Source organism: Streptomyces liangshanensis, assembly GCF_011694815.1.
In the GTDB taxonomy this organism is placed as follows: domain Bacteria; phylum Actinomycetota; class Actinomycetes; order Streptomycetales; family Streptomycetaceae; genus Streptomyces; species Streptomyces liangshanensis.
In genome coordinates this window covers 4,618,925-4,637,452 of record NZ_CP050177.1, presented here as the reverse complement: position 1 = coordinate 4,637,452, position 18,528 = coordinate 4,618,925, and the positions used below count along the sequence as shown (strand labels likewise).

The 18,528-nt window shown below is 70.1% G+C and carries 16 protein-coding genes, 1 tRNA gene and 2 pseudogenes; 10 read left to right on the top strand and 9 right to left on the bottom strand.

The window, feature by feature from the left end:
• Window positions 1-14: 14 nt before the first annotated feature.
• Together HA039_RS34430 and HA039_RS20115 are read right to left on the bottom strand one after the other, a co-directional pair.
• On the bottom strand, window positions 15-1,211 hold the full coding sequence (locus tag HA039_RS34430) for an AMP-binding protein (protein ID WP_167031867.1): 1,197 nt from the start codon (window positions 1,209-1,211) through the stop codon (window positions 15-17).
• A gap of 66 nt (window positions 1,212-1,277) precedes the next feature.
• Window positions 1,278-1,820 (bottom strand): GNAT family N-acetyltransferase, encoded by a 543-nt coding sequence (locus HA039_RS20115; protein WP_167031865.1) that lies wholly within the window; start codon window positions 1,818-1,820, stop codon window positions 1,278-1,280.
• Between the two features lie 198 nt (window positions 1,821-2,018).
• Between HA039_RS20115 and HA039_RS20110 the strand changes: the two genes are divergently transcribed.
• Window positions 2,019-2,094, top strand: a tRNA-Arg gene (locus tag HA039_RS20110).
• Window positions 2,095-2,157: 63 nt separating this feature from the next.
• Here the strand turns inward: HA039_RS20110 and HA039_RS34090 are convergent.
• Window positions 2,158-2,343: pseudogene (locus HA039_RS34090) on the bottom strand (site-specific integrase); the annotation flags it as partial.
• Here HA039_RS34090 and HA039_RS34085 point away from each other — a divergent pair.
• Window positions 2,325-2,582 (top strand): annotated as a pseudogene (locus HA039_RS34085) (hypothetical protein); the annotation flags it as partial. The pseudogenes HA039_RS34090 and HA039_RS34085 sit on opposite strands and share 19 nt — an antisense overlap.
• 221 nt (window positions 2,583-2,803) lie before the next feature.
• On the opposite strand, the gene HA039_RS20100 reads toward HA039_RS34085, so the two are convergent.
• The 3 genes from HA039_RS20100 to HA039_RS20090 form a co-directional block, all read right to left on the bottom strand.
• Window positions 2,804-3,604, bottom strand: a complete 801-nt coding sequence (locus tag HA039_RS20100; RefSeq protein WP_167031863.1) for a PIN domain-containing protein — start codon at window positions 3,602-3,604, stop codon at window positions 2,804-2,806.
• A gap of 271 nt (window positions 3,605-3,875) precedes the next feature.
• Window positions 3,876-4,211, bottom strand: coding sequence for a hypothetical protein (locus HA039_RS20095; protein WP_167031861.1), 336 nt, complete (start codon window positions 4,209-4,211; stop codon window positions 3,876-3,878).
• Window positions 4,208-5,017, bottom strand: coding sequence for a transposase (locus tag HA039_RS20090; RefSeq protein WP_167031858.1), 810 nt, complete (start codon window positions 5,015-5,017; stop codon window positions 4,208-4,210). Before HA039_RS20090 ends, HA039_RS20095 begins: the two co-directional genes overlap by 4 nt.
• A gap of 118 nt (window positions 5,018-5,135) precedes the next feature.
• Between HA039_RS20090 and HA039_RS20085 the strand changes: the two genes are divergently transcribed.
• The 4 genes from HA039_RS20085 to HA039_RS20070 all read left to right on the top strand — a co-directional run bounded on the left by HA039_RS20085 (window position 5,136) and on the right by HA039_RS20070 (window position 8,468).
• A complete protein-coding gene (locus HA039_RS20085) occupies window positions 5,136-5,435 on the top strand; it encodes a hypothetical protein (RefSeq protein WP_167031855.1) in 300 nt (99 codons plus the stop codon).
• 131 nt (window positions 5,436-5,566) lie between these two features.
• Window positions 5,567-6,502, top strand: a complete 936-nt coding sequence (locus HA039_RS20080; RefSeq protein WP_208298662.1) for a LuxR C-terminal-related transcriptional regulator — start codon at window positions 5,567-5,569, stop codon at window positions 6,500-6,502.
• Between the two features lie 164 nt (window positions 6,503-6,666).
• Window positions 6,667-7,020 (top strand): hypothetical protein, encoded by a 354-nt coding sequence (locus tag HA039_RS20075; RefSeq protein ID WP_167031849.1) that lies wholly within the window; start codon window positions 6,667-6,669, stop codon window positions 7,018-7,020.
• Window positions 7,017-8,468, top strand: a complete 1,452-nt coding sequence (locus HA039_RS20070) for a hypothetical protein (protein WP_167031846.1) — start codon at window positions 7,017-7,019, stop codon at window positions 8,466-8,468. The genes HA039_RS20075 and HA039_RS20070 overlap by 4 nt, the downstream gene beginning before the upstream one ends.
• A 35-nt stretch (window positions 8,469-8,503) precedes the next feature.
• Here HA039_RS20070 and HA039_RS20065 read toward each other — a convergent pair whose 3' ends face one another.
• Window positions 8,504-9,235 carry an adhesin gene (locus tag HA039_RS20065; RefSeq protein WP_167031843.1) on the bottom strand — a complete coding sequence of 244 codons (732 nt, stop codon included), beginning with the start codon at window positions 9,233-9,235 and terminating at the stop codon, window positions 8,504-8,506.
• Between the two features lie 127 nt (window positions 9,236-9,362).
• On the opposite strand from HA039_RS20065, the gene HA039_RS20060 reads away from it, so the two are divergent.
• Window positions 9,363-10,244: a MerR family transcriptional regulator gene (locus HA039_RS20060; RefSeq protein ID WP_167031840.1), complete on the top strand. Its 882-nt coding sequence runs from the start codon at window positions 9,363-9,365 to the stop codon at window positions 10,242-10,244.
• A gap of 33 nt (window positions 10,245-10,277) precedes the next feature.
• On the opposite strand, the gene HA039_RS20055 is transcribed toward HA039_RS20060, so the two are convergent.
• Together HA039_RS20055 and HA039_RS20050 are read right to left on the bottom strand one after the other, a co-directional pair.
• Window positions 10,278-12,188, bottom strand: coding sequence for an MFS transporter (locus HA039_RS20055; RefSeq protein WP_167031837.1), 1,911 nt, complete (start codon window positions 12,186-12,188; stop codon window positions 10,278-10,280).
• Window positions 12,189-12,401: 213 nt separating this feature from the next.
• On the bottom strand, window positions 12,402-15,605 hold the full coding sequence (locus tag HA039_RS20050; RefSeq protein WP_243869601.1) for a serine hydrolase: 3,204 nt from the start codon (window positions 15,603-15,605) through the stop codon (window positions 12,402-12,404).
• 203 nt (window positions 15,606-15,808) lie between these two features.
• Here HA039_RS20050 and HA039_RS20045 point away from each other — a divergent pair, with 203 nt between their 5' ends.
• From HA039_RS20045 to HA039_RS20035, 3 genes are all read left to right on the top strand, one after another.
• On the top strand, window positions 15,809-16,552 hold the full coding sequence (locus HA039_RS20045; protein WP_167031834.1) for a GOLPH3/VPS74 family protein: 744 nt from the start codon (window positions 15,809-15,811) through the stop codon (window positions 16,550-16,552).
• A 378-nt stretch (window positions 16,553-16,930) separates the two neighbouring features.
• Window positions 16,931-17,788 (top strand): helix-turn-helix domain-containing protein, encoded by an 858-nt coding sequence (locus HA039_RS20040; RefSeq protein WP_167037184.1) that lies wholly within the window; start codon window positions 16,931-16,933, stop codon window positions 17,786-17,788.
• A 304-nt stretch (window positions 17,789-18,092) separates the two neighbouring features.
• Window positions 18,093-18,302 (top strand): DUF397 domain-containing protein, encoded by a 210-nt coding sequence (locus HA039_RS20035; RefSeq protein WP_167031832.1) that lies wholly within the window; start codon window positions 18,093-18,095, stop codon window positions 18,300-18,302.
• Window positions 18,303-18,528: the final 226 nt, after the last annotated feature.

The following is an 18,528-nucleotide window of genomic DNA, read 5'->3' as shown; positions in this document are numbered from 1 at the left end:
CACGCGCCGCCGGCCTACCGCGCGTCGCCGTCCCACCGCACCACACGTCCCTCGCCGAGCGCGGCCCGCAGGCCGGTCATGAACCACCCGCCGCCGGCGTCCGGGAAGGCGCCGGGGGCTGGGGTTGGGCCTGGGGTTGGGGTTGGGCCTGAGGCTGGGCCTGGGCCGACCTGCGGGTCGCCCCAGTAGCCGATGGCGAGCGACTGCCCGCGCACCCACAGCTCCCCCACCTCCCCGTCGGGGAGGGACGCGCCGCGGGGCCCGGCGACGCGAACCTCGGTGACGGGGGTGGGCCGCCCGTCGAGGAGGACGGGCCCGGAGGTCTCGGCGAGCCGCAGGTCCAGCCCCACGGGGAGACTCTTCTCGGGGTTGTCCCTCTCCCTCTCCTTCTCCTTCATCACCAGACTGCCGCCGACGGCCATGGCGCGATAGACGTCGGCGAAGGAGGCCGGGTGGAAGAAGGGGTACGTGAGGGGGATGGCGGCCACGGGCCCGAACCCGGGGACGCGCCCCCGCCCGAGATCGGCGACGGCGGCGTGGAAGCGCGCGTTCATAACGGCACCGGCCTGGGCAAGCTGCGTGGCCACGGCGCCGGGACCGGGACGGGCGGCCCTCTCCGTACCCGTACCCGTATAGAAGATGGTGGACGGATCCTCGGCCCGCACATCCAGGTCAGGAGGCGCGACGCCAGGATCAAATCCCCCGCTCCCACCCTCCCTCTCCTCCTCCAAGGAAACGACCCGCGCCCCGGCACGGGACGCCCAACCGGCAACGGAGGGCAGCAACCGATCGCGCTCGGCGAACACCAGGCGGGGTGCGCAATCCCCCACCACGTACGAGAACGGCTCCTCCCCCCAGGAGGGATCGACCGGAACCGCCACCAGCCCCGCCAACTGAACGGCCCAGAAGGCGACTTGCCACTCGGGCCGATCGTTCATGGCGATGCAGACTCGATCGCCGCCCCGCAGCCCGTACTCCCCGACGAGCCGCCCGGCCAACGCGGCAGAGGAGGCGAAGAACTCCCCGTACGCCCAGGTCCGCTCCCCGCACACAAGAAACGGCCGGTCGCCGTAGGCCCAGGTGGTCTCGACGAACTCCCGCAGGGTCCGGGGCCCACTCGCGTAGACGAGCCCCCCGCTCTCCCCGCGCACCACCGCGAACGGCGCCCCGGGCCCGGTCAACGCCCCCACAACCCGCCCAAGATCGCCCACACCGCCGGACGCTATGCGCCCCGCTCCCCCGGGTCAACCACAGACCGACCGCGGACCGCCACACCCTCAGGGTCGGTCCAACCCCCACGTCTGCAAGGCATACGCCCGCCCCTTCTCCTCCCCCCTGATCAGCGGCACGTCGAGCAGTCCGAAGCCGGCCTTCACGGCCACGGCGACGCTGGCGCCGTTCTCGGCCTCGACCTCCAACACGACGCGCTCCGCGCCCAGTTGCTCGAACGCGTACCCGGCCACCACCCGCACCGCCCGCACCGCGAGCCCCTGCCCCCGATGCGCCGGCCCGACCGCGTAGCCGATCTCCATCCCTTCCGGGGCCCGCCGCAACATGACCTCGCCGAGCGGCACACCACCGTCCAGAGTGATGGCCAGCAGAATGGTCGTCCCCTCCGCCCGCATCCGCCGGTCCCGCTCCAACCGGGCACGAGCCGCCCCCTCGTCGAACGGCGACACGATCGGCGTCCAGTAGGCGATGTCGGGATGATCGAACAACCCCGGCATCGCACCGAGGTCCGCCTCCGTCCAGTCCCGCAGCACCAGCCCCTCACCCACAAGCTCGATCCGCTCGGGCAAGGACGACGAGACACGAGTCATGGCAAACCCCTCCGTGGCCGATTCAGAGCGAGGCAGATTATCCCGGCCCCCCTCACAACCACACACCCGGCCACGGACACCTACCGCTACACTGGCTGCGACGCGCAGGCTCCCACCAGCTGATCGTCAGTCTGTCCAGGACACACAAGGGCGGCGGCCCACAGCCCCCACCCCGGAAACGTCCCCAGACAGACCCCCGCCTTCGTAGCTCAGGGGATAGAGCACCGCTCTCCTAAAGCGGGTGTCGCAGGTTCGAATCCTGCCGGGGGCACCAGTTCGGAGGGGCCTCACCTCCCAAGTTTGGGAGGTGAGGCCCCTCTGACATCCACGAGCACGGTCACTGACGACCCGGACGCCTCCTGAGCAGCCGATCCATGTGACTCATGGCCTCGCGCTGCGTGTCCTGCACAACGTGCGTGCAGACGTCCATGGTGATGCTGATCTGCGAGTGCCCGGGGATCTCCATCACGACGCGGGGCACGACTCCGGCCGCCGTGAGCAGGGTGGCGGTGCCGTGCACTGCGCACCATCACACCAGCACTGGACCCCAGAGCCTCCGACGAAGCCTGGGAATGGCTGTACGAGGGCCGCATCGGGACGAGAAGAGCTCTCCTGTGCTCGGAACCCTGCACGGTCACCATCAACCAGGGCCGCACACGCATCACTTGGACAGCCCCAGCGTTCTTCCTACCCCTGGCACACCGGCGAAGCCTTGAACTTCCATCCTGCGCGTACGACTTCAAGCCCCACGCCACGTACTGAGTTACACCTTCTCTACTGGTTCAAGGCCCGCGCACGGGCGCGGGCCCGCGCCCGCCTCTGCGGCAGGGCCTGCCTCCTGTCTGCGCCCCGTCTGGCCGCGCCCGGCGGCGCGCTGGCGAGCTACGGGCAAGAAGTGGGAGACACCTCTGTGGCTGGGCGGTCGGCTCCGCGGCTTTAGGCAGCCGCTTATGTCCAATCCATCCGAACCAATGGCCGACACCTCAACCCATCATTCCCTTGGATGGGGGATTCTTAGTGCTGCCCTGGCGCGGCTCAAGCTCGTCACCAACCGGCATACTCAGCTTGAGGTCACGCAGGCCCGCAATGCGTGCGCGGGTTGCCTGCCCAGTGTCATAGGTAAGCACTGTCACTTCCCGCCCGGACAGCGGCTTGATGGCCAGCGCCCTATCCACGATCTCGTCATCGTTGATCGGCAGCCGCACATGGCCTGGCGGATCAAACAAGAGCTGCACTCTCACCTCGCCACGTCGAAGGCCGGTAGTTCGCAGTTCTTCGGCGTCGGCCTCACGAAGCACAGCCTGGTCCGCGGTCTTCTGGAAGAGGCGATCCAAAACCGCCAGCGTGTACCGTGCCCGCCATCTCGCCTGCGGAGCCTTGCTCTCCTTGAGCTGATCGAGTTCATCCACTACAACCATCGGCACCATGAGGTGCACGAAGGCACCTTTTGATCCTATTAGCCCAGGAAAGTCAGCTTCTTCCAGTTTGTCCGGATGATGGACGTAGAAACTACTGTCAGCCACCACAGGGAGCCCGCGAAGCTGCCATTGCCGCATCTCCCGTCCTAGCGCATCAGTAGCGGCCTGGAGAGCCGCAGCCCGCTGACGAAGCTCGGCACCCACTAGCTGGCTCACGAGGCGCTGAGTCGTTCCGATCGTGAAACTGTCCAGCCCGGCCAGCAGTTGGTCATGCCGCTTAGTGAGAACGAGTCGATCGAGGTCAGCACTGCTGATCAGCGTGTCTAGCTGGTCCACGGCATATGCTGCCCAGTCGAGGTAGGCCAACAGTCGTTCGTAGTACTCATGCGGGCCGCCGGCGTGGAGGTTCGAGACCCTCTGACACACCGCGCTAAGCGTCTTGTGCAGGTGCTTCCGGTCAACGCCGGGCAGCGGGCTTACAAGCATCTCCGTACTGTGGCACCTCTCGGATGCTGGCCGCACGTAGATGTGCAGATCATTTCTCTGGCTGCCAGCGGCTCGTGCCGGTGCCAGATTAGGTATCTATCCTCACGACGCAGCTTCGCGGAGCAATAGTCAAGACCTGTAGATAAGTCGCTCATGGTGTTGGAGGGTTGGTTCCCTGGATCGCCTGCCAGCGGGAGCCCGGGGTGGCTGACGTGAGGTGTCGGACGCCTCGGCCTTGGAGGGTCACGAGCGCGGTGTGGACGGGGTCGAGCTCCTCGACGGAGCGGTGGTAGGCGAGGATCTGCGTCAGTTCCAGGTCGATGGCTTCCACGGCGTCGCGGATGTGGTCGAAGCGGGCTCCGCGACGAACGGGCCCAAGTGTGCAGCGCACGGTGGCGGTGGCCTCGGTCGCGGTCACGACGGCGACCTGGTCGATTTGCAGTTCGACCTTGACCGCGTGCTTGTCCGGGTTGGCGTGCGCGGTCATGCCGCCGCCTCGGCGCGCTCGACCAGGACGCCGTTCTCGAAGCGTGCGCCGGAACGGACAAAGGCGACGAGGTGGGCCCCGGTGATCGCGCGCCAGCGGGTCCCGGCGGACTCGACCAGCTTGAACACCATCGCGAGGGCTGCGGCGAGGCTGCCGGCCCCGGGGGTGACCTTGGTCCGCAACTTGACCGTGGAGAACGTGGACTCGATCGGGTTCGTGGTCCGCAGGTGGACCCAATGCTCTGCGGGGAAGTCGTAGAAAGCCAGCAGTTCGTCCCGGTCGTCGGCGATCTTCGCGACGGCCTTGGGCGACTTCGTGCCGTAGGTGCGGGCGAACGCCTCGATCGCCTTCTCGGCGTGGGCCCTGTCCTCCGCGTTGTAGATCTCCTGCATCGCCTTCGTCGCCCCCGGCTGGGCGGACTTCGGAAGACAGTTTATGACGTTCCAGGCTTCGTGGACCCAGCAGCGCTGGTGCCGTGCGTCAGCGGACTCCCGCAGCCCCTCGGCCAGAGCGATCACCTCTTTGGTGGCGTCCAGGCGGACGCCGAGAAGGACCAGCACGCACGAGTGCGCCTGGCCGAGCCTGACCTCCGGGTGGATCCCGTCGGGGGTGCGGGGCCGGTGGTGGCCGTTGCGGACGACCAGGCGACGGCCCGTCTCGTCGGTCTCGCCAGCCAACTCGGCTACGTAATGGTTGACTTCGGCTTCCAGCGCCGCGGCCAGCATCCGGCGGGCACCCTCGCGGACGATCTCGTCGATCAGGGAGCCGGACTCGGTGGAACCGTCGACATTCACTACGCTGAACATGGGCGTGCCTTCCCGACCCGCGCTGCGAACGCGGGTGACCATCAAAGGATCATTCGGGAAGGTACGCCCTTCGCGTCCCTCCCGGAACCGATCCACAGGTCTTGAGCATTGCTCTGGGGTGGACGATGACGGGATCAGCATCAGGCTTACGCGCGATCAGGCGGTTGTGTTGTCGGACTGGCTGTATCGAGTCATGTTCCAGTCCCATGATCTGGACGGGATCGTGCACGACCGGGCCGTGTGGTCGCCGATCTACGCGATCTCGGGAACGCTGGAGACGACGCTGGGTGAGATCTTCGTGGCTGACTACGGCCCGCGCCTCGAAGCGGCCAAGGAGCGTCTCCGGGGGGATCTGTACGGAGGAGACGGGGGAACGGCCGATGCGCCGCAACACGGTGGCGGCGGCCTCGGGGGATGAGGTCTGACGCCGGGCGGATGAGTGGGGCGGCTAGGGGGCTTTGGTGATTGTCGTCTGGGGGCACGATGAGGGGGTGTGGGGTGGGGGCGGGGTTTGGGAGGGGTGGGTTGGTGCGGGTTGATGCCAGGAGCGTGGGGATCCTGCATGAGGCGTATCACAAGATGCGGGGCGGGCTCGCTCGCGATCGGTACGACCTGTACGACTACGTCCGGGCTACGGCGGCGAAGCTGGCGGTGTTCGACTCGTTCTACGTGGGGTTGCTGCACGGCGCCGACCGGGTGCGCTTTCCGTACGGCTACGAGGGGGGCGTGTTCGACGACCCCACCTCCCACACCTACGGGCCGAGCGGGCAGACGGCCTGGCTGGTCAAGAACCGGCAGACCTACCGCTTCGCGTACGACAACGGCGCGGTGCTGAACGCGGGGATCTCGTTCGGGGACACCCGCAGACGGTCCGCCGACGCGGTCACGGTGCCGATGTTCCGGACTCAACAGGGCTCCCGCGACGTGCTGTTCGGCATGGTGTCCATGCACAGTTACACGCCGGGCGCCTTCGACGACAACGCCGTCCGGTCCTTCGAGTGGCTCACCGGGTTACTGGCGCGGGTACTGACCCGCGAGAAGGAGGACACCGAGGCCTTCCTGATGCTCCTGCCCGGTGGCGGGGTCCCGCGGACCCTCACCTCGGACCACGTCATGGAGCACATGGCCGCCCGGCTGTCCGAGATCCACGGCCTCGCCCGGCGCATGGTGGAGGACGAGGGTGAGGGCGAGGAGCGGGGCGCCGCCGCGGGGATCGTACGGCTCTGCGAGCAGACCCAGACCGAGCTGATGGAGATGGCGCTGTGGGCCGACGAGGGACCCGAGCAGCGCTTCCTCTCGCTCACCGAGGTGGAGCAGCGGGTGGCGGTGCTGCTCGTGGACGGGCTGGGGAACCGGGAGTTGGCCGACGAGACCGGCCGTAGCCCGAACACCGTGAAGGTGCATCTGAAGAACATCTACCGGAAGTACGGGATGACCACCCGGGAGCAGGTCGCCGAGGATGTTCGTAAGCACCTCTCCCGCTGAAGCCGCTGAGGGCACGACTACAGGCGTCACCCGGTGGGTGAGGGGGCCGCGCGTACCACTCATCCGGCGAGGGATGGGCCCGCGCCGGCGGCGGTGGCACGGTGGTGGCAGGCCGCCGCGCCGCGCGGCGGACCCTCCGCCCGGACCACAGGGGACGCACTTCCATGACCCTCGATCTCTACCTGGACAAGACCGACGACGAGCTGTTCGAGCTGCTCGGTGCCGGCCTCCTCGACGACGGACTCGGCATGTCCCCGTCGGACCGGGGCGCCAACCGCCGGTTCGGCAAGCAGTGGTTCGAGCACAAGCACCGCGAGCTGCAACGCAAGATCTGCCACCAGAAGCAGGTCCAGGGCCTGCTGGGCACCACCGCTTCGGACCGGGTGCTCGACGCGGCCGCGGTGTACGAGGTGCTCCAGCAGCTCGGTGAGGAGCCCGCCACCGCCGGTGTGCTCGCGGTGCTCGTGGCGCGCATCGGCCTCGGAGCCTTCTGTACGAACGCGCCGGCGCTGTCATGACCCGTGGCGAGTCGATGGCGGAACGCAAGCTTCGCCGGTTGCAGGTGAACCGCACCGACCAACTGGCCCACATCCGTGCGGAACTGGTCAGGCTCGGCGACCACGAATCGCTCCGTCAGCTCGACGCGAGCGTGGCGGAGTGGCGCAAGAGCGAAGGGACGGCGCCGTACGATCCGGTGACCACCCTGATGCGGCAGGTGACCGAGGAGATGAAGACGGCGCTGAGGGACCTGGGCTTCGCCCAGGAACGGCTGGACACCGTGGTCGTCTGCTCGTTCCCGCAGAACGACGTGTCGGCCCAGATGACACCGTTCGACGACGGCTCGGGGCTGGTGGAGGTCTCCGACTCGATCATCACGCTGGCCGGTCTGTACGGGCAGTTCTCCGGGATCGGACTGGCCCGGATCGGCGCGCGCGGCGCCCTCAGGGGAATGATCGAGGCCTTCCGCGCGGCCCGCGAGGGAGCGATGGGTGGCGATCCAGCGGTTCTCACCGCGCTGTTGCGCTACTACAACGTGAACCAGCGGGTGTTCGGGAAGTCCGCGAAGCTGGGGCACCGGGCGAGCCCCCAGGTCATGGAGATCGGCAGCCTGGTCACGCTCCAGGCCGCGCGCTTCGTCATCGGTCATGAGCTCGCACACCATGTGCTGGAGCACCGCACCCCGCTGAGCGCCTTCTCGCCGGGCGAGCACGTCCCGGCGTGCACCGGCGACCAGCGTCTGGAACTGGACGCGGACCTGCTGGCCCACCGGGCCACCGAACGGGCGTCGGAACGCGAGTTCGCGGGCACCGCGGCGGAACCGGCCATACAGTTCTCGTCGCTGCTGGGCCCGCTCGTCGCGATGCTCGCGGTCCACGTGACCGAGGAGGCCCTGTTCGTCCGCAGCGGCACCACCCACCCGCCGGCGCGAACCCGCGCCAAGCTGCTCCTCGACCGGATCGACGAAGGGGAACGGAACGTCGCCACGCTCTTCCTCGGCACCCTGCTCACCGCGACGGAACGCTCGGCTGTCTTCGACGGGTCGGCGCCGGTCTTCGACTGGGAGTGGGTCGTCCGGTCGCCCGATCTGCTGTCGACGCAACCCCAGGAGTATCTGCGGACCATCACCTTGCTCGACCGGTTGCAGAGCCGGCCGCCTCACTCGCTCGTCGAGATGATGGAGCGGATGGCCGAGGATGTCGGCGGCTGGGTGGCGGAGGGCGCACGGCTCGCCGTCGCGGGCAACTGCGCTGCCGCTCTGGTGAGTTGGGGTGTCGACGAGGAGACCGCGACCGTACTCGCCGATCCCCGCCGGGCACTTCTCTTCCACACGCTGGTGGACGAGATACGGACGGGGCTCGCCAAGCGCGGTGCGCCCGACAAGGAGCTTCTCGGCATCTCGGTGGCTGCGGCGTGCCTGGTCGGCTCGGCGCTGAAGGCGGCCGCCGGCCGGTCGAAGGTGGGTTAGGTGATTAGGTCAGGTCGGTAGGTCAGGTGGGTCGGTCAGGTGCAGGTGAGGTGCATTTGGGCGGCTGCGTGGTGGGCGCCTATGCGGGTGGGGGTGCCCCAGTCCTGGCCTCTGTCCCTCAGGCGGACCGTGAAGTCGGTTCCCTTCACGCGGTAGTTGCCCACCTTCACCAGCGTCCCCCGGTGGGCCGGCTGGCGGACGCCGAAGGCCGCGTAGCCGGAGTGGGGGTCGGAGGCGTCGGACAGGACCTCGTAGACCGAGGGGTCGCCCGCCGCGTCGAGGTCGTTGCCGCTGTCCGGTACGTAGACGGCCAGGGCGCACGTCTCGTAACCCCTGCCCAGTTCCCACGACCAGGTCGCCGTCGAGCCGCGGTCGTCGTTCGCGCTGCCCGACATGGGCATCGCCGAGAAGCTGCCGTCGCACGCGTCGTCCTGGTGGCCGCCGGACTTCACCGTGTACCAGGCCGCGTCGCCGTTCTCGAAGCGGCCCGCCTCCTCGTACCTGCCCGTCCCGCAACCCGGGCCCGCCCACACCGAGTAGCCCGTGTTCGGGGGCGGGGTCGGCGCCACGGCCCCCCTCAGGGCGGGGAGTTGGGGCCGCTGTACGTCCGTCGGTGCCGTGGAGGGGGCGCCCTCGTCGGTCGTTGTGTTCGCCGTGTCACGTCCGGTGACCGCGAAGACCACCGCGGCCACGGCTCCCAGCACCAGGACGGCCAACGCCGCGCGCAGTGGTACGCGTGACGGGTGCTCGGGGTGCTCGGGCCTCATGCCGCCCCACTATGCGCGATCACGCCCCCGCCGGAAACCGGAAGCCGGGGATTGACCTTGCCCCGACGGGAGGGTTCACCCTCCCGTCACCGGGCCGACAGCGGCCCGGCGACGGAAGATTGGGGCCATGGAAGACCTCACGAACGACCCGGCGGAAGACCACGCGGACGACCGCGCGGAACTCCTCACCATCGGCGAGTTCGCCGCCAGGTCGCGGCTCTCGCCCAAGGCGCTGCGCCTGTACGACCACCTCGGTCTGCTCGCTCCCGCCCAGGTCGACGCGGTCACCGGCTACCGCTGGTACCGCCCCGGCCAGGTCGAGCGGGCCCGGCTGGTGGCCCTGCTGCGGCAGCTCGACATGCCGCTCGCCCGGATCGCCGAGGTGGTGGCGCTGACCGGGCCGCGGGCGGCGGACGTGGTCGCCGAGTACTGGGCCGAGCGCGAGGAACGTCATGCCACGCAGGGCGCGGTGGCCACCTATCTCCGTGACCGATTGTCCGGTAGGAGGAGAAGCCCGATGTACGAGATCAGGACCGTGGACGTGGCCGAGCAGGCCGTACTCACCGAGCGCAGGCACCTGTTGGCCGCCGAGCTGCCCCGCTGGATCCCCGCCGCCCTCGACCGGCTCGTGGGCGCGGCGGAACAGTGCGGTGGTGTGGCCGGCGTCCCGTTCGTCGCCTACCACGCCGAGGTGAGCCTCGACAGCGACGGGCCCGCCGAGACGTGTGTGCCGGTGGGGGATGTCCGGGCGGCGGAGGCGTACGCGGCGGAGAACCACCGTACGACCGGACTGCGCATCGAGCCCGCGCAGCGGCTCGCGTACGTACGGATCACCAAGGCCCAGGTCGCGCACCCGCAGATCCTGTCCGCCTTCGAGGCCGTGGAGGAGTGGATCGCCGAGCGCGGGCTGACGATCGCCGGGCCCTGCCGGGAGATCTACTTCGAGGCGGACTGGGACGGGGCCGGACCGTCGGACGAGGTGTGTGACGTCGCGTTCCCGGTGAGGTAGTCCCTTCCGGGCCGTGAGGTGGCTCCGCCTCCCTCAGCGCAGTTCCTCCGGGCAGCCCGTCCCGCGCGGCAGTTGGTACGGCGCCGCCAGGCGGTACACGCCGGGCCGGGGGGCGAGGAGTTCGGTCCACTCGTCGCCCTCCGCGTCCTCCTCGGTCTTCATCAGGCAGCCGTTGGGGTTCGTGTAGACCTTCGGGCCGTCGTCGTCCGCCTTGGACGCCTCCGTCTCCTGCGGCGGCAGCACGCTCTTGCCGTCCGCGTCGACCAGGCCCAGCCAGGGCGAGTACGGGATACGGATCAGCACCCGGCCCGCCGTCTTCACGTGGATCGTCAGCTCGCCCGCGCCCGCGCGGTCCACCGTCGCCGGCGGGTCGGCCAGCGGCATGGGGTCCTCGACGGCGAAGAGCTGCCAGTTGGCGTCGCCCCACACGTGCTTGAGGTACGGCTGGCCCTTCTGGACCAGTTCCGCCTCCACCTTCGCGCCCGTGTCGGGCTTGCCCTTGGGCAGCACCACGAAGTGCACGGCCCAGCGGTCCAGCCAGCCGCGGTAGTTGTCCGCGGACAGGGTGTCGTCGTAGAAGATCGGGTTGCGCTCCATGTCCGCCTGCCGGTTCCAGCCCCGGGCGAGGTTGACGTACGGGGCGAGCGCCGACGCCTCGCGGTGGCTCCTGGCCGGGACCACCTCGACCCGGCCGCGCTCGGCGCCCGCCCGCTGCAACTGGTTCACCAGGGGCGCCAGTTCGCGGGTCCAGGAGGCGGTGGGGGCGGTACGGACGATGTCGTCCACGCCCTTGAAGCCGATCCAGAAGTTCAGGCCGGCGAACGCCACCAGCAGCGCGATCCAGCGGCGCGAGCCGGGGTGGGTGTACGGGAGCGCGGCCAGCAGCACCACGCCCGCGACGATCATCGCGAAGCGGGACACGTTGGAGCCGATCTGGGAGTCGACCACCCAGGTCAGCAGCACGCCGACGCCGTAGACGGCCGCGGCGGCCCGTACCGTACGCCAGTCCCGCGGCACCAGCACCACGATGAACACCGCGAAGAGGAACGGCAGCGAGGCCGTCCCGATCGACATCGGCTGCGTCCCGGAGAAGGGGAACAGCCAGGCGGACACGGCCACCACGAGGGCCGGCGCGAGGCCGAGCGCGTACGCCCCGGGGCGGCGCTTGTTCACGAACAGCGCGGCCGCGACGACCCCGAGGAACAGTCCGGCGACGGGACTCGCCGCGGTCGCGAGCCCGGCGAGCGGGGCGGCGGCCACCGCCTTGAGCCAGCGCTTCCTGCGCCAGCGGTGCGGCCAGCAGAACACCGCGGCGACGGCGCCGAGCGCGAACATCACGCCGAGCCCGAACGTCACGCGCCCCGACAGGGCGTTGCAGAGGAAGGCGAAGACCCCGGCGAGCGAGCACGCGACGGGGTTACGGACCGCGCGGACGCGGACCAGGATCAGGGCGAGCAGGGCGGCGGAGACGGTCCCGGCGATCATCATCGTCGTACGGACGCCGAGGACCGACATCAGGTACGGGGAGACGACGCTGTACGAGACCGGGTGCATCCCGCCGTACCAGGCGAGGTTGTACGCGGAGTCGGGGTGGCGGCCGACGAACTCGGCCCACGCGTCCTGGGCCGCGATGTCCCCGCCACTGTTTGCGAAGAAGAAGAACCAGAGGAGATGGACCACGCCGGCGAGGGCGCCGGTGAAGAGGACGGGGTGCCTCCGGACGCGGTCGCGGAGGCCGGCGGCGAAGGTGGCTGGGGCGCTGGGAGTGCTGGGGGCGTCGTGCTCGGGGTGCTCGCCGTGGTCGCCCGGCCGGTCCCGGTCGGCGTGATCGCGCCGCTCGTCGTGGTCGGTGTCCGGGGGCGCGGGCAGCCTTCCGAGCGCCCTCTCGTAGATGGTCCTGCCGTCCGTGCTGCCGTCCGTACGGGGCGGCTCGGTGGTGGTCACTGCGGCTCTCCACGTCTCCCCGACATACCCCTCCGCGCGCCGCCTTGCCGCGTGCGCCGGGGGCCCATGTCCTAAGGACGCCGTCCCCGCGTCCCACAGTTGCCCTGCCCCGTTCAGCAGATGTCCGTTTCGGACGCTAGCACGGCACGCTCGCCGGGGAGAGGGGCTTGTGAGACCCCTCTCCCCGGGGTGGGGACCGGGTGCGGCCGTGGATCAGCCGATACGGGTCAGCTTGGCGCCGAAGCCGGGCTCCGCCAGGTCCTTCCGGAGGGCGACCGGGGTGGAGACCTTGCCGTCGCCGCTGCCGATCGTCAGCTCGCCGACCACCGTGCCCGCCTTCGCGGTGTGCGGGACCTTCGTGCCCTTGTCACCGAGCTTGAGCGTGACCTTCAGGCCGCCCCAGCCGACCGGCTTGAGGTCCTTGGTCGCGACGACCGCCGTCGTACCGCCCAGCCCGTCGTCCACGTGCCCCACGACCTCGCCCTTCTTGACGACCGCGGCGGACGTGACGCCGTCCTGGGCGGCCTGGATCAGCTTGAGGCTGTTCTGGATGGCGAGGTTGAGCTTGTCGTCCAGGGTGGTGGCTTGCTGGGCGCCCATCACTATGCCGATGATCCGGCGGTTCTGGCCGTCGATGATCGTCTGCGCGGTCCAGAGCAGGTTGCCGCCGGCGGGGGTGGAGGAGCCGGTCTTGATCCCGCTGACGCCCGGCTCGGCGAGGATCTTGTTGTTGTTGAAGATCCGCTTGCCGATGCCGGGGATCTCGATGTCCGGGGTGTTCACGATCTCGCGGAACACGTCGTTCTGGACGACCGCCTCGGCCAGCTTGAGCTGGTCGGCCGGGGTGGACACGGTGGTCTTCATGAGGCCGCTCGGGTCCGTGTACGTGGAGTTCGTCATGCCGAGGTCCTTGGCGGCCGCGTTCATCTTGGCGACGAAGGCCTTCTCGGAGCCGGCGTCCCAGCGGGCCAGCAGCCGGGCCGCGTTGTTGCCCGACGGGATCATCAGGAGCTGGAGCATCTCCTTCTGCGTGTACTCCTGGCCCTCCTGAAGAGGCGCGGTCGACTCGTCGGGACGGTTCGACTCCTCGCCCGCCTGCTTGTCGACCTCGATCTTGGGGCCGACCTGCTTGCCGGTGATGGGGTGGTCCTTGAGTATCACGTAGGCCGTCATGGTCTTCGCGACGCTCGCGATGGGCGCGGGTTTGCCGGCGCCGTACTTCCCGAGGCTGCCGACGCCCTCGACCTCGACGGCTCCCTGGCCCTCGGACGGCCAGGGCAGTTCGAGCTTGCCGCCGTCGAAGGTGAAGGTGGCGGGGGCGGTGAGGGCGAGCTTGGGGTCGGGGAGCGGTCGCAGGGCCTGCACGATCGCAAAGATGATCAGTACGAGGAGGACCAGCGGCGTCCAGATCTTGACCCGCCGGACCGCGGTACGGACCGGGGTCTGGGGTGGGGGCGGGGTGTTGGTGAGCTCGGCGAGCAGGTCGAGCGGGGGCATGGGCGGCATGGGTTGCTGCCGCGTGCGTTCCGCGTTGGAGAGGGCGGGGGTGGGGGTGGGGAGGGGGGTGTTGGTGCCGGTGCCGGTGCCGGTCTTGGTGCCGGTTGAGGTGCTGTTTCCGGTGCCGGTGCCGGTTCCGGTGGAGCCGGGGAACGGGGTCGGCTTGGAGGGCGGGGGTGTGGCCCGGACCTCGGACTTCTCGTCCCTGCGCAGCGGTACGAAGGTGCTGGCGCTGGTGCCGGGGTTGCTCCTGGCGGGCGGCGGCGTGGGCACCTTGAGGGTGGTGGTGGGCTGGTCGACGGGCTCCGGCCGCGTCCGCTCGAAGGCCTTGAAGACGGCGGTCTCACGGTCGACGGGCGGATCGGAGTCGGGTACGTCGGCCGCCGGGGCGTCCTCGGCGGCGGTACGGGAGCGGCCCCACGACGTGCTCGCCGAGGTCTCGGACTTCGCGGGAGCGTCCGGGAGGTCGTCGCGGTCGCCGTCGCCCGGTGCCTCGGGATCCCCCGAAGCGGAATCCCGCGACTCGGCGTCCGAAGAGCCCGAATCGTCCTGGATCCCGGGCGCGGTGGGGTCCGTCGGTGCCGACGCCTCGGTGTCGGGCGCGGAATCGGAATCCTCGCGGGCGGACTTCTCGTCCCGGCCGGACGTGGCCCCGGAAGCCTCCTGGCGGCCCTTGTCGGCCTCCGGAGCGTCCGGCTCGGTGGAATCGCCCGCGCCGCGCCCCTGAAGGCCGGAGGCGGCCGCAGGAGCGACCCCGGGCTCGAACGAGCGATCGTCCGCCGGGGTGGGGGTGGTTGGGGTGCTGGAGGCGGATGCGGCCGCCGAGGCGCTCGGGTCCGGTGTGGCCGCGGGGGCGCTCGGGGCGCCCGAGGAGGCCGGGCTCTCGGAAGCGTCAGCGGCAGCCGACGCCCCCTCGGGCTCGGACGCCGGGGCCTCGGAAGCCCGAGGAGTCCCGGAGGGTGCCGGGATCTTGGAAGCGTCACCCGTCTCGCCGGACGCCGCGACGGCCTCCGTACGCGCCGGGTCCCCCGAACGGGCAACGGTCTCCGCGACCGCGGGGCTTCCGGAAGACGCGGCGGCCGCCGACGACTTGGAAACCCGCGCCTCAGCCGCGTCCTTGCCGGAAGCCGACTCTCGCGGAGCCTCACCCCGGGACGCCCCGCCCTGCGGAACGTCACCGTCGGAGCCCCCGCCCTGGGGAGCGTCGTTCTCGGAGCCCTCGCCCTGCGGAGCCTCACCCCGAAGAGCCTCGTCACTCTGCGGGGCCTCGCTCCGAGGAGCGTCGCCGTCGGAAGCCGCGCCCCGGGCTCCCCGTACCGCCGAGGGGGCCTCCCGGCCCTCCGCAGCCGCGCCCTCAGACAGCGGAGCCTCGTCCTGCGCCCCTCCGGCAGCCGGCGCCTCGGGCGCCCCACCACCCGAAGCGGCCTCCCCCGAAGCGCTGTCGTCCGAAGCCCCGTCCTGCGGAGCCTGGCCGCCGCGCAAAGCGCTGTCCTCCGAAGCACCAGCCCGCGAAGCCTGGCCCCCGGACGTCCCGCCGCCCGGAGCACTCTCCTCCGAAGCACCGTCCAGCGAAGCCCGGTCGCCGGGCGCCCCGCCTCGCGAAGCACTGTCCAGCGAAGCCCGGTCGCCGGTTGCCCCGGCGCCCGAAGCACCAGCCCGCGAAGCCCCGCCCTCGGGCTCCCCCGCCGCCGCGTCCTCGCCGGGCGGGCCGGCGGGGGCTCCGTCGGCGTCGGCTGCGTCGGCCTCGTGGGGCTCGGGGGGCAGGGGGCTGGGCAGCGTGCCCAGTACCTTGGTCGCGCCGTCCTCGGGGGTCTCGGCCGCGGCGTCGCGGAAGACCGCTAGGCGCGGGTCCCGCTCACCCGGAGTCGTCTCCCCCGACGACCTCTGCTGCTCCGACTTGCCGGGGGACTCGCCCGCCACCGCGTCTCCTTCATGTCTCGTACGGCACCTCGCGCGACGCGCCGTCGTGTCCGAACCATCTCCGAGTTTCCTGTCAGGAACCCGCGTTCCGGTGCTAGACGAGAACGACATACATAACGGTTCCCGCACAAAGCACCCAGGCACTCTCGACAGACCATTGTGAGAGGGGTCACCCTGTCATTCATCCACGCGGGGAGGCATGGATGGGCAAGAGCCGCAGAACAATTCCGGAGGAGCTTCTGCTTCTCGCTCTGGACCCGGCCACGGGTACCACAGCGCAGCCGCAGTCGCTCGACCTCGGCCTGGCCGGGGCACAGCTAGTAGAGCTGGCTCTGGCAGGACGGATAGCCCCCGATGGGGATCGTATCGCCGTGGTGATGCCACGGCCGACCGGAGATCCGACTCTGGACTCCGCACTGGAACTGCTGCGCAGACGCGGCAGCCCGGTTCGGGCTGTCCATTGGATTGGCGGGCCCCGCCTGGGGCTGCGCCAGACTTACCTCTCGCACCTGGAGCGGTGCGGCATGGTGCATGCCGTTTCGACCCAGATGTGCGGAGTGCTGCCGACGACTCGCTACCAGGCGACAGAGACGGCGATCAGCCGGGAGATCAGGGCCCGGCTGGACAGTGCGATCCGTACCGGCGTACCGCCGGACCCGCGGACCGCGGCGCTCGCCGCACTGGCCCACGCGGTCGGACTCGGCAAGCACCTGTACCCCGGGAACGAGGGGCGCTCGTCGCGCTCCCGCCTCCGGGACCTGATCAGACACGACCCCATGGGCGGTCTCGTGGCGCACGCCGTCATGGACGTCCAGAACGGTGCGGGCGCTCAATCGCACCGCGGCCAACCGGAGCGGAGCGCGCAGGCGGCTCCGAGCGGACGGCCGGGGGGCGTGCCGATGCAGCCGAACCACGCGAGTGGCATGGCTCGTGTCGCGGCGCACTGACCGTCGTACGCCCGCGCCGCGCCGCGCGGGTCCGTGAGGCGGCGACACGCAGCGATACGTCTTGACCGCACCGCAGCTCCACCGCACCACCACGCAATCCGCCGCACCGACGTCCCCAGACCCGGTTCGGGAGCCGCACAGGACACGCGGGGCAGACCTGACTCCAGGACTGCCCCGCGTGTTGCGTTCCGGGCCCTGTTCCGCCCCCGCGCCGCGGCCCCGCCGGCCCCCGGCGAGGCGCCCGCGGCCCGGCGGCGCCCCCGCGCGAAAACCGGCGCATTCGTCTCTGTGGCCGTTTTCCAGCGCAGTTGGGACCATTGGTGGCAGTCTGCTGAGCAGTAGATACGTACAGCTACGCAGCCGGAGGTGCAGTTTCCCGTGGCGCCCAACGTCAACCCCACCGTCAGGCGACGCCGATTGGGTCAGGAGCTCCGCAGGCTCCGTGAGCTCAAGGGCATGACGGCCGAGGAGGTGGCGGAACGCCTGTTGGTCTCCCAGTCGAAGATCAGCCGCCTGGAGAACGGCCGCCGCTCCATCAGCCAGCGCGACGTGCGCGACCTGTGCGGGGTGTACGAGGTCGAGGACAGCCGCATCGTCGACTCGCTGATGCAGATGGCCAAGGACTCCCGCCAGCAGGGCTGGTGGCACGCCTTCGGCGACATCCCGTACAGCGTCTACATCGGCCTGGAGACCGACGCGGCCTCGCTGCGCGTGTACGAGCCCCAGGTGGTCCCCGGGCTGCTCCAGACCCGCAGGTACGCCGAGGCGCTCATCAACGGCGCGCTGCCCGAGTCCGCCGTCAGTGACGTGGAGAAGCGGGTCGGGGTACGGATCCGGCGCCAGGACCGCGTCACCACCACTGAGGAACCGTTGCGCCTGTGGGCCGTCGTGGACGAGGCCGCGCTGCGCCGGGTCGTCGGCGACCGCCAACTGATGCGCGAGCAGCTGGAGTACCTCGTCGAGCAGTCCCAACTCCCGCATGTGACGGTGCAGGTGCTGCCGTTCGACATGGGCGCGCACCCCGGGATCTCGGGGCATTACGCCATTCTCGAATTCCCGGACGCGTCCGACTCCAGCGTGGTCTACATCGAGGGCGTGACGAGCGACCTTTACCTGGAGAAGGCCAATGACGTACAGCGGTACAGCGTGATGTACGAGCATTTGCGGGCGCAGGCCCTGAACGTCGACCAGACACGGCAGTTCATCGCGGAGATCGCCAAGGAATACGCCCGCTGAGGCAGTTGGGGGGCGCCGACCGTACGCCGGCCGCCCCCTGACGCAGCCCTTGGCGCAGCCCCTGACGCCGCTTCCCCGGGCACTCCCCGGTACCCCTCAACGCATCCTGAATGTCGGTTAGATACACATTCCCGCGAGGGTGAGGGCACGTTACACCTCAACCGCCCCAGCGCGGAAGCCTTCCCTCCGATATGCCATCCGGACGAGTGAACGCCCGTCCCGCCCAGGGAGGCGGACGAGTAGCGTCGATCATGCCAGCAGGAAGTTGGCGAGATGTTCCACCACTTGCTGAACCGGAGCGAACATGGCAATTCTTCAGGGCGCTACGGACACGTGGACGAAGTCCTCGTATTCCGGCGGTAACGGCGCTTGCGTCGAGGTCAAATCACCCGAGGTCCAGTCCATCGCCGTACGGGACTCGAAGGCGCCCGAGGGGCCCTCGATCTCCTTCGTCCCCGCATCGTGGAATGCCTTCGTCCAGGAAATGAGCAGGGGCGCGTTCAACATCGGCTGACAACAGCCGCGTTGACACCCCAAGGGTTGACACCCCAAGGAGAGAGCCCTCTCGACCGGTCCGCCGTCCTGGCCGAGGGGGCTCAGCCATGGCCCCACTCCCCACCTCCACGACTCCCAGTTCCCCACTCCCTCACTCGACCGCACGGGACCCGCATCCCGGCGGTCGTCTTTTTTGCCTGTGAACGGTCGGACGCTCCGAGCTCCGACTCTGACGAAGTGCTCGC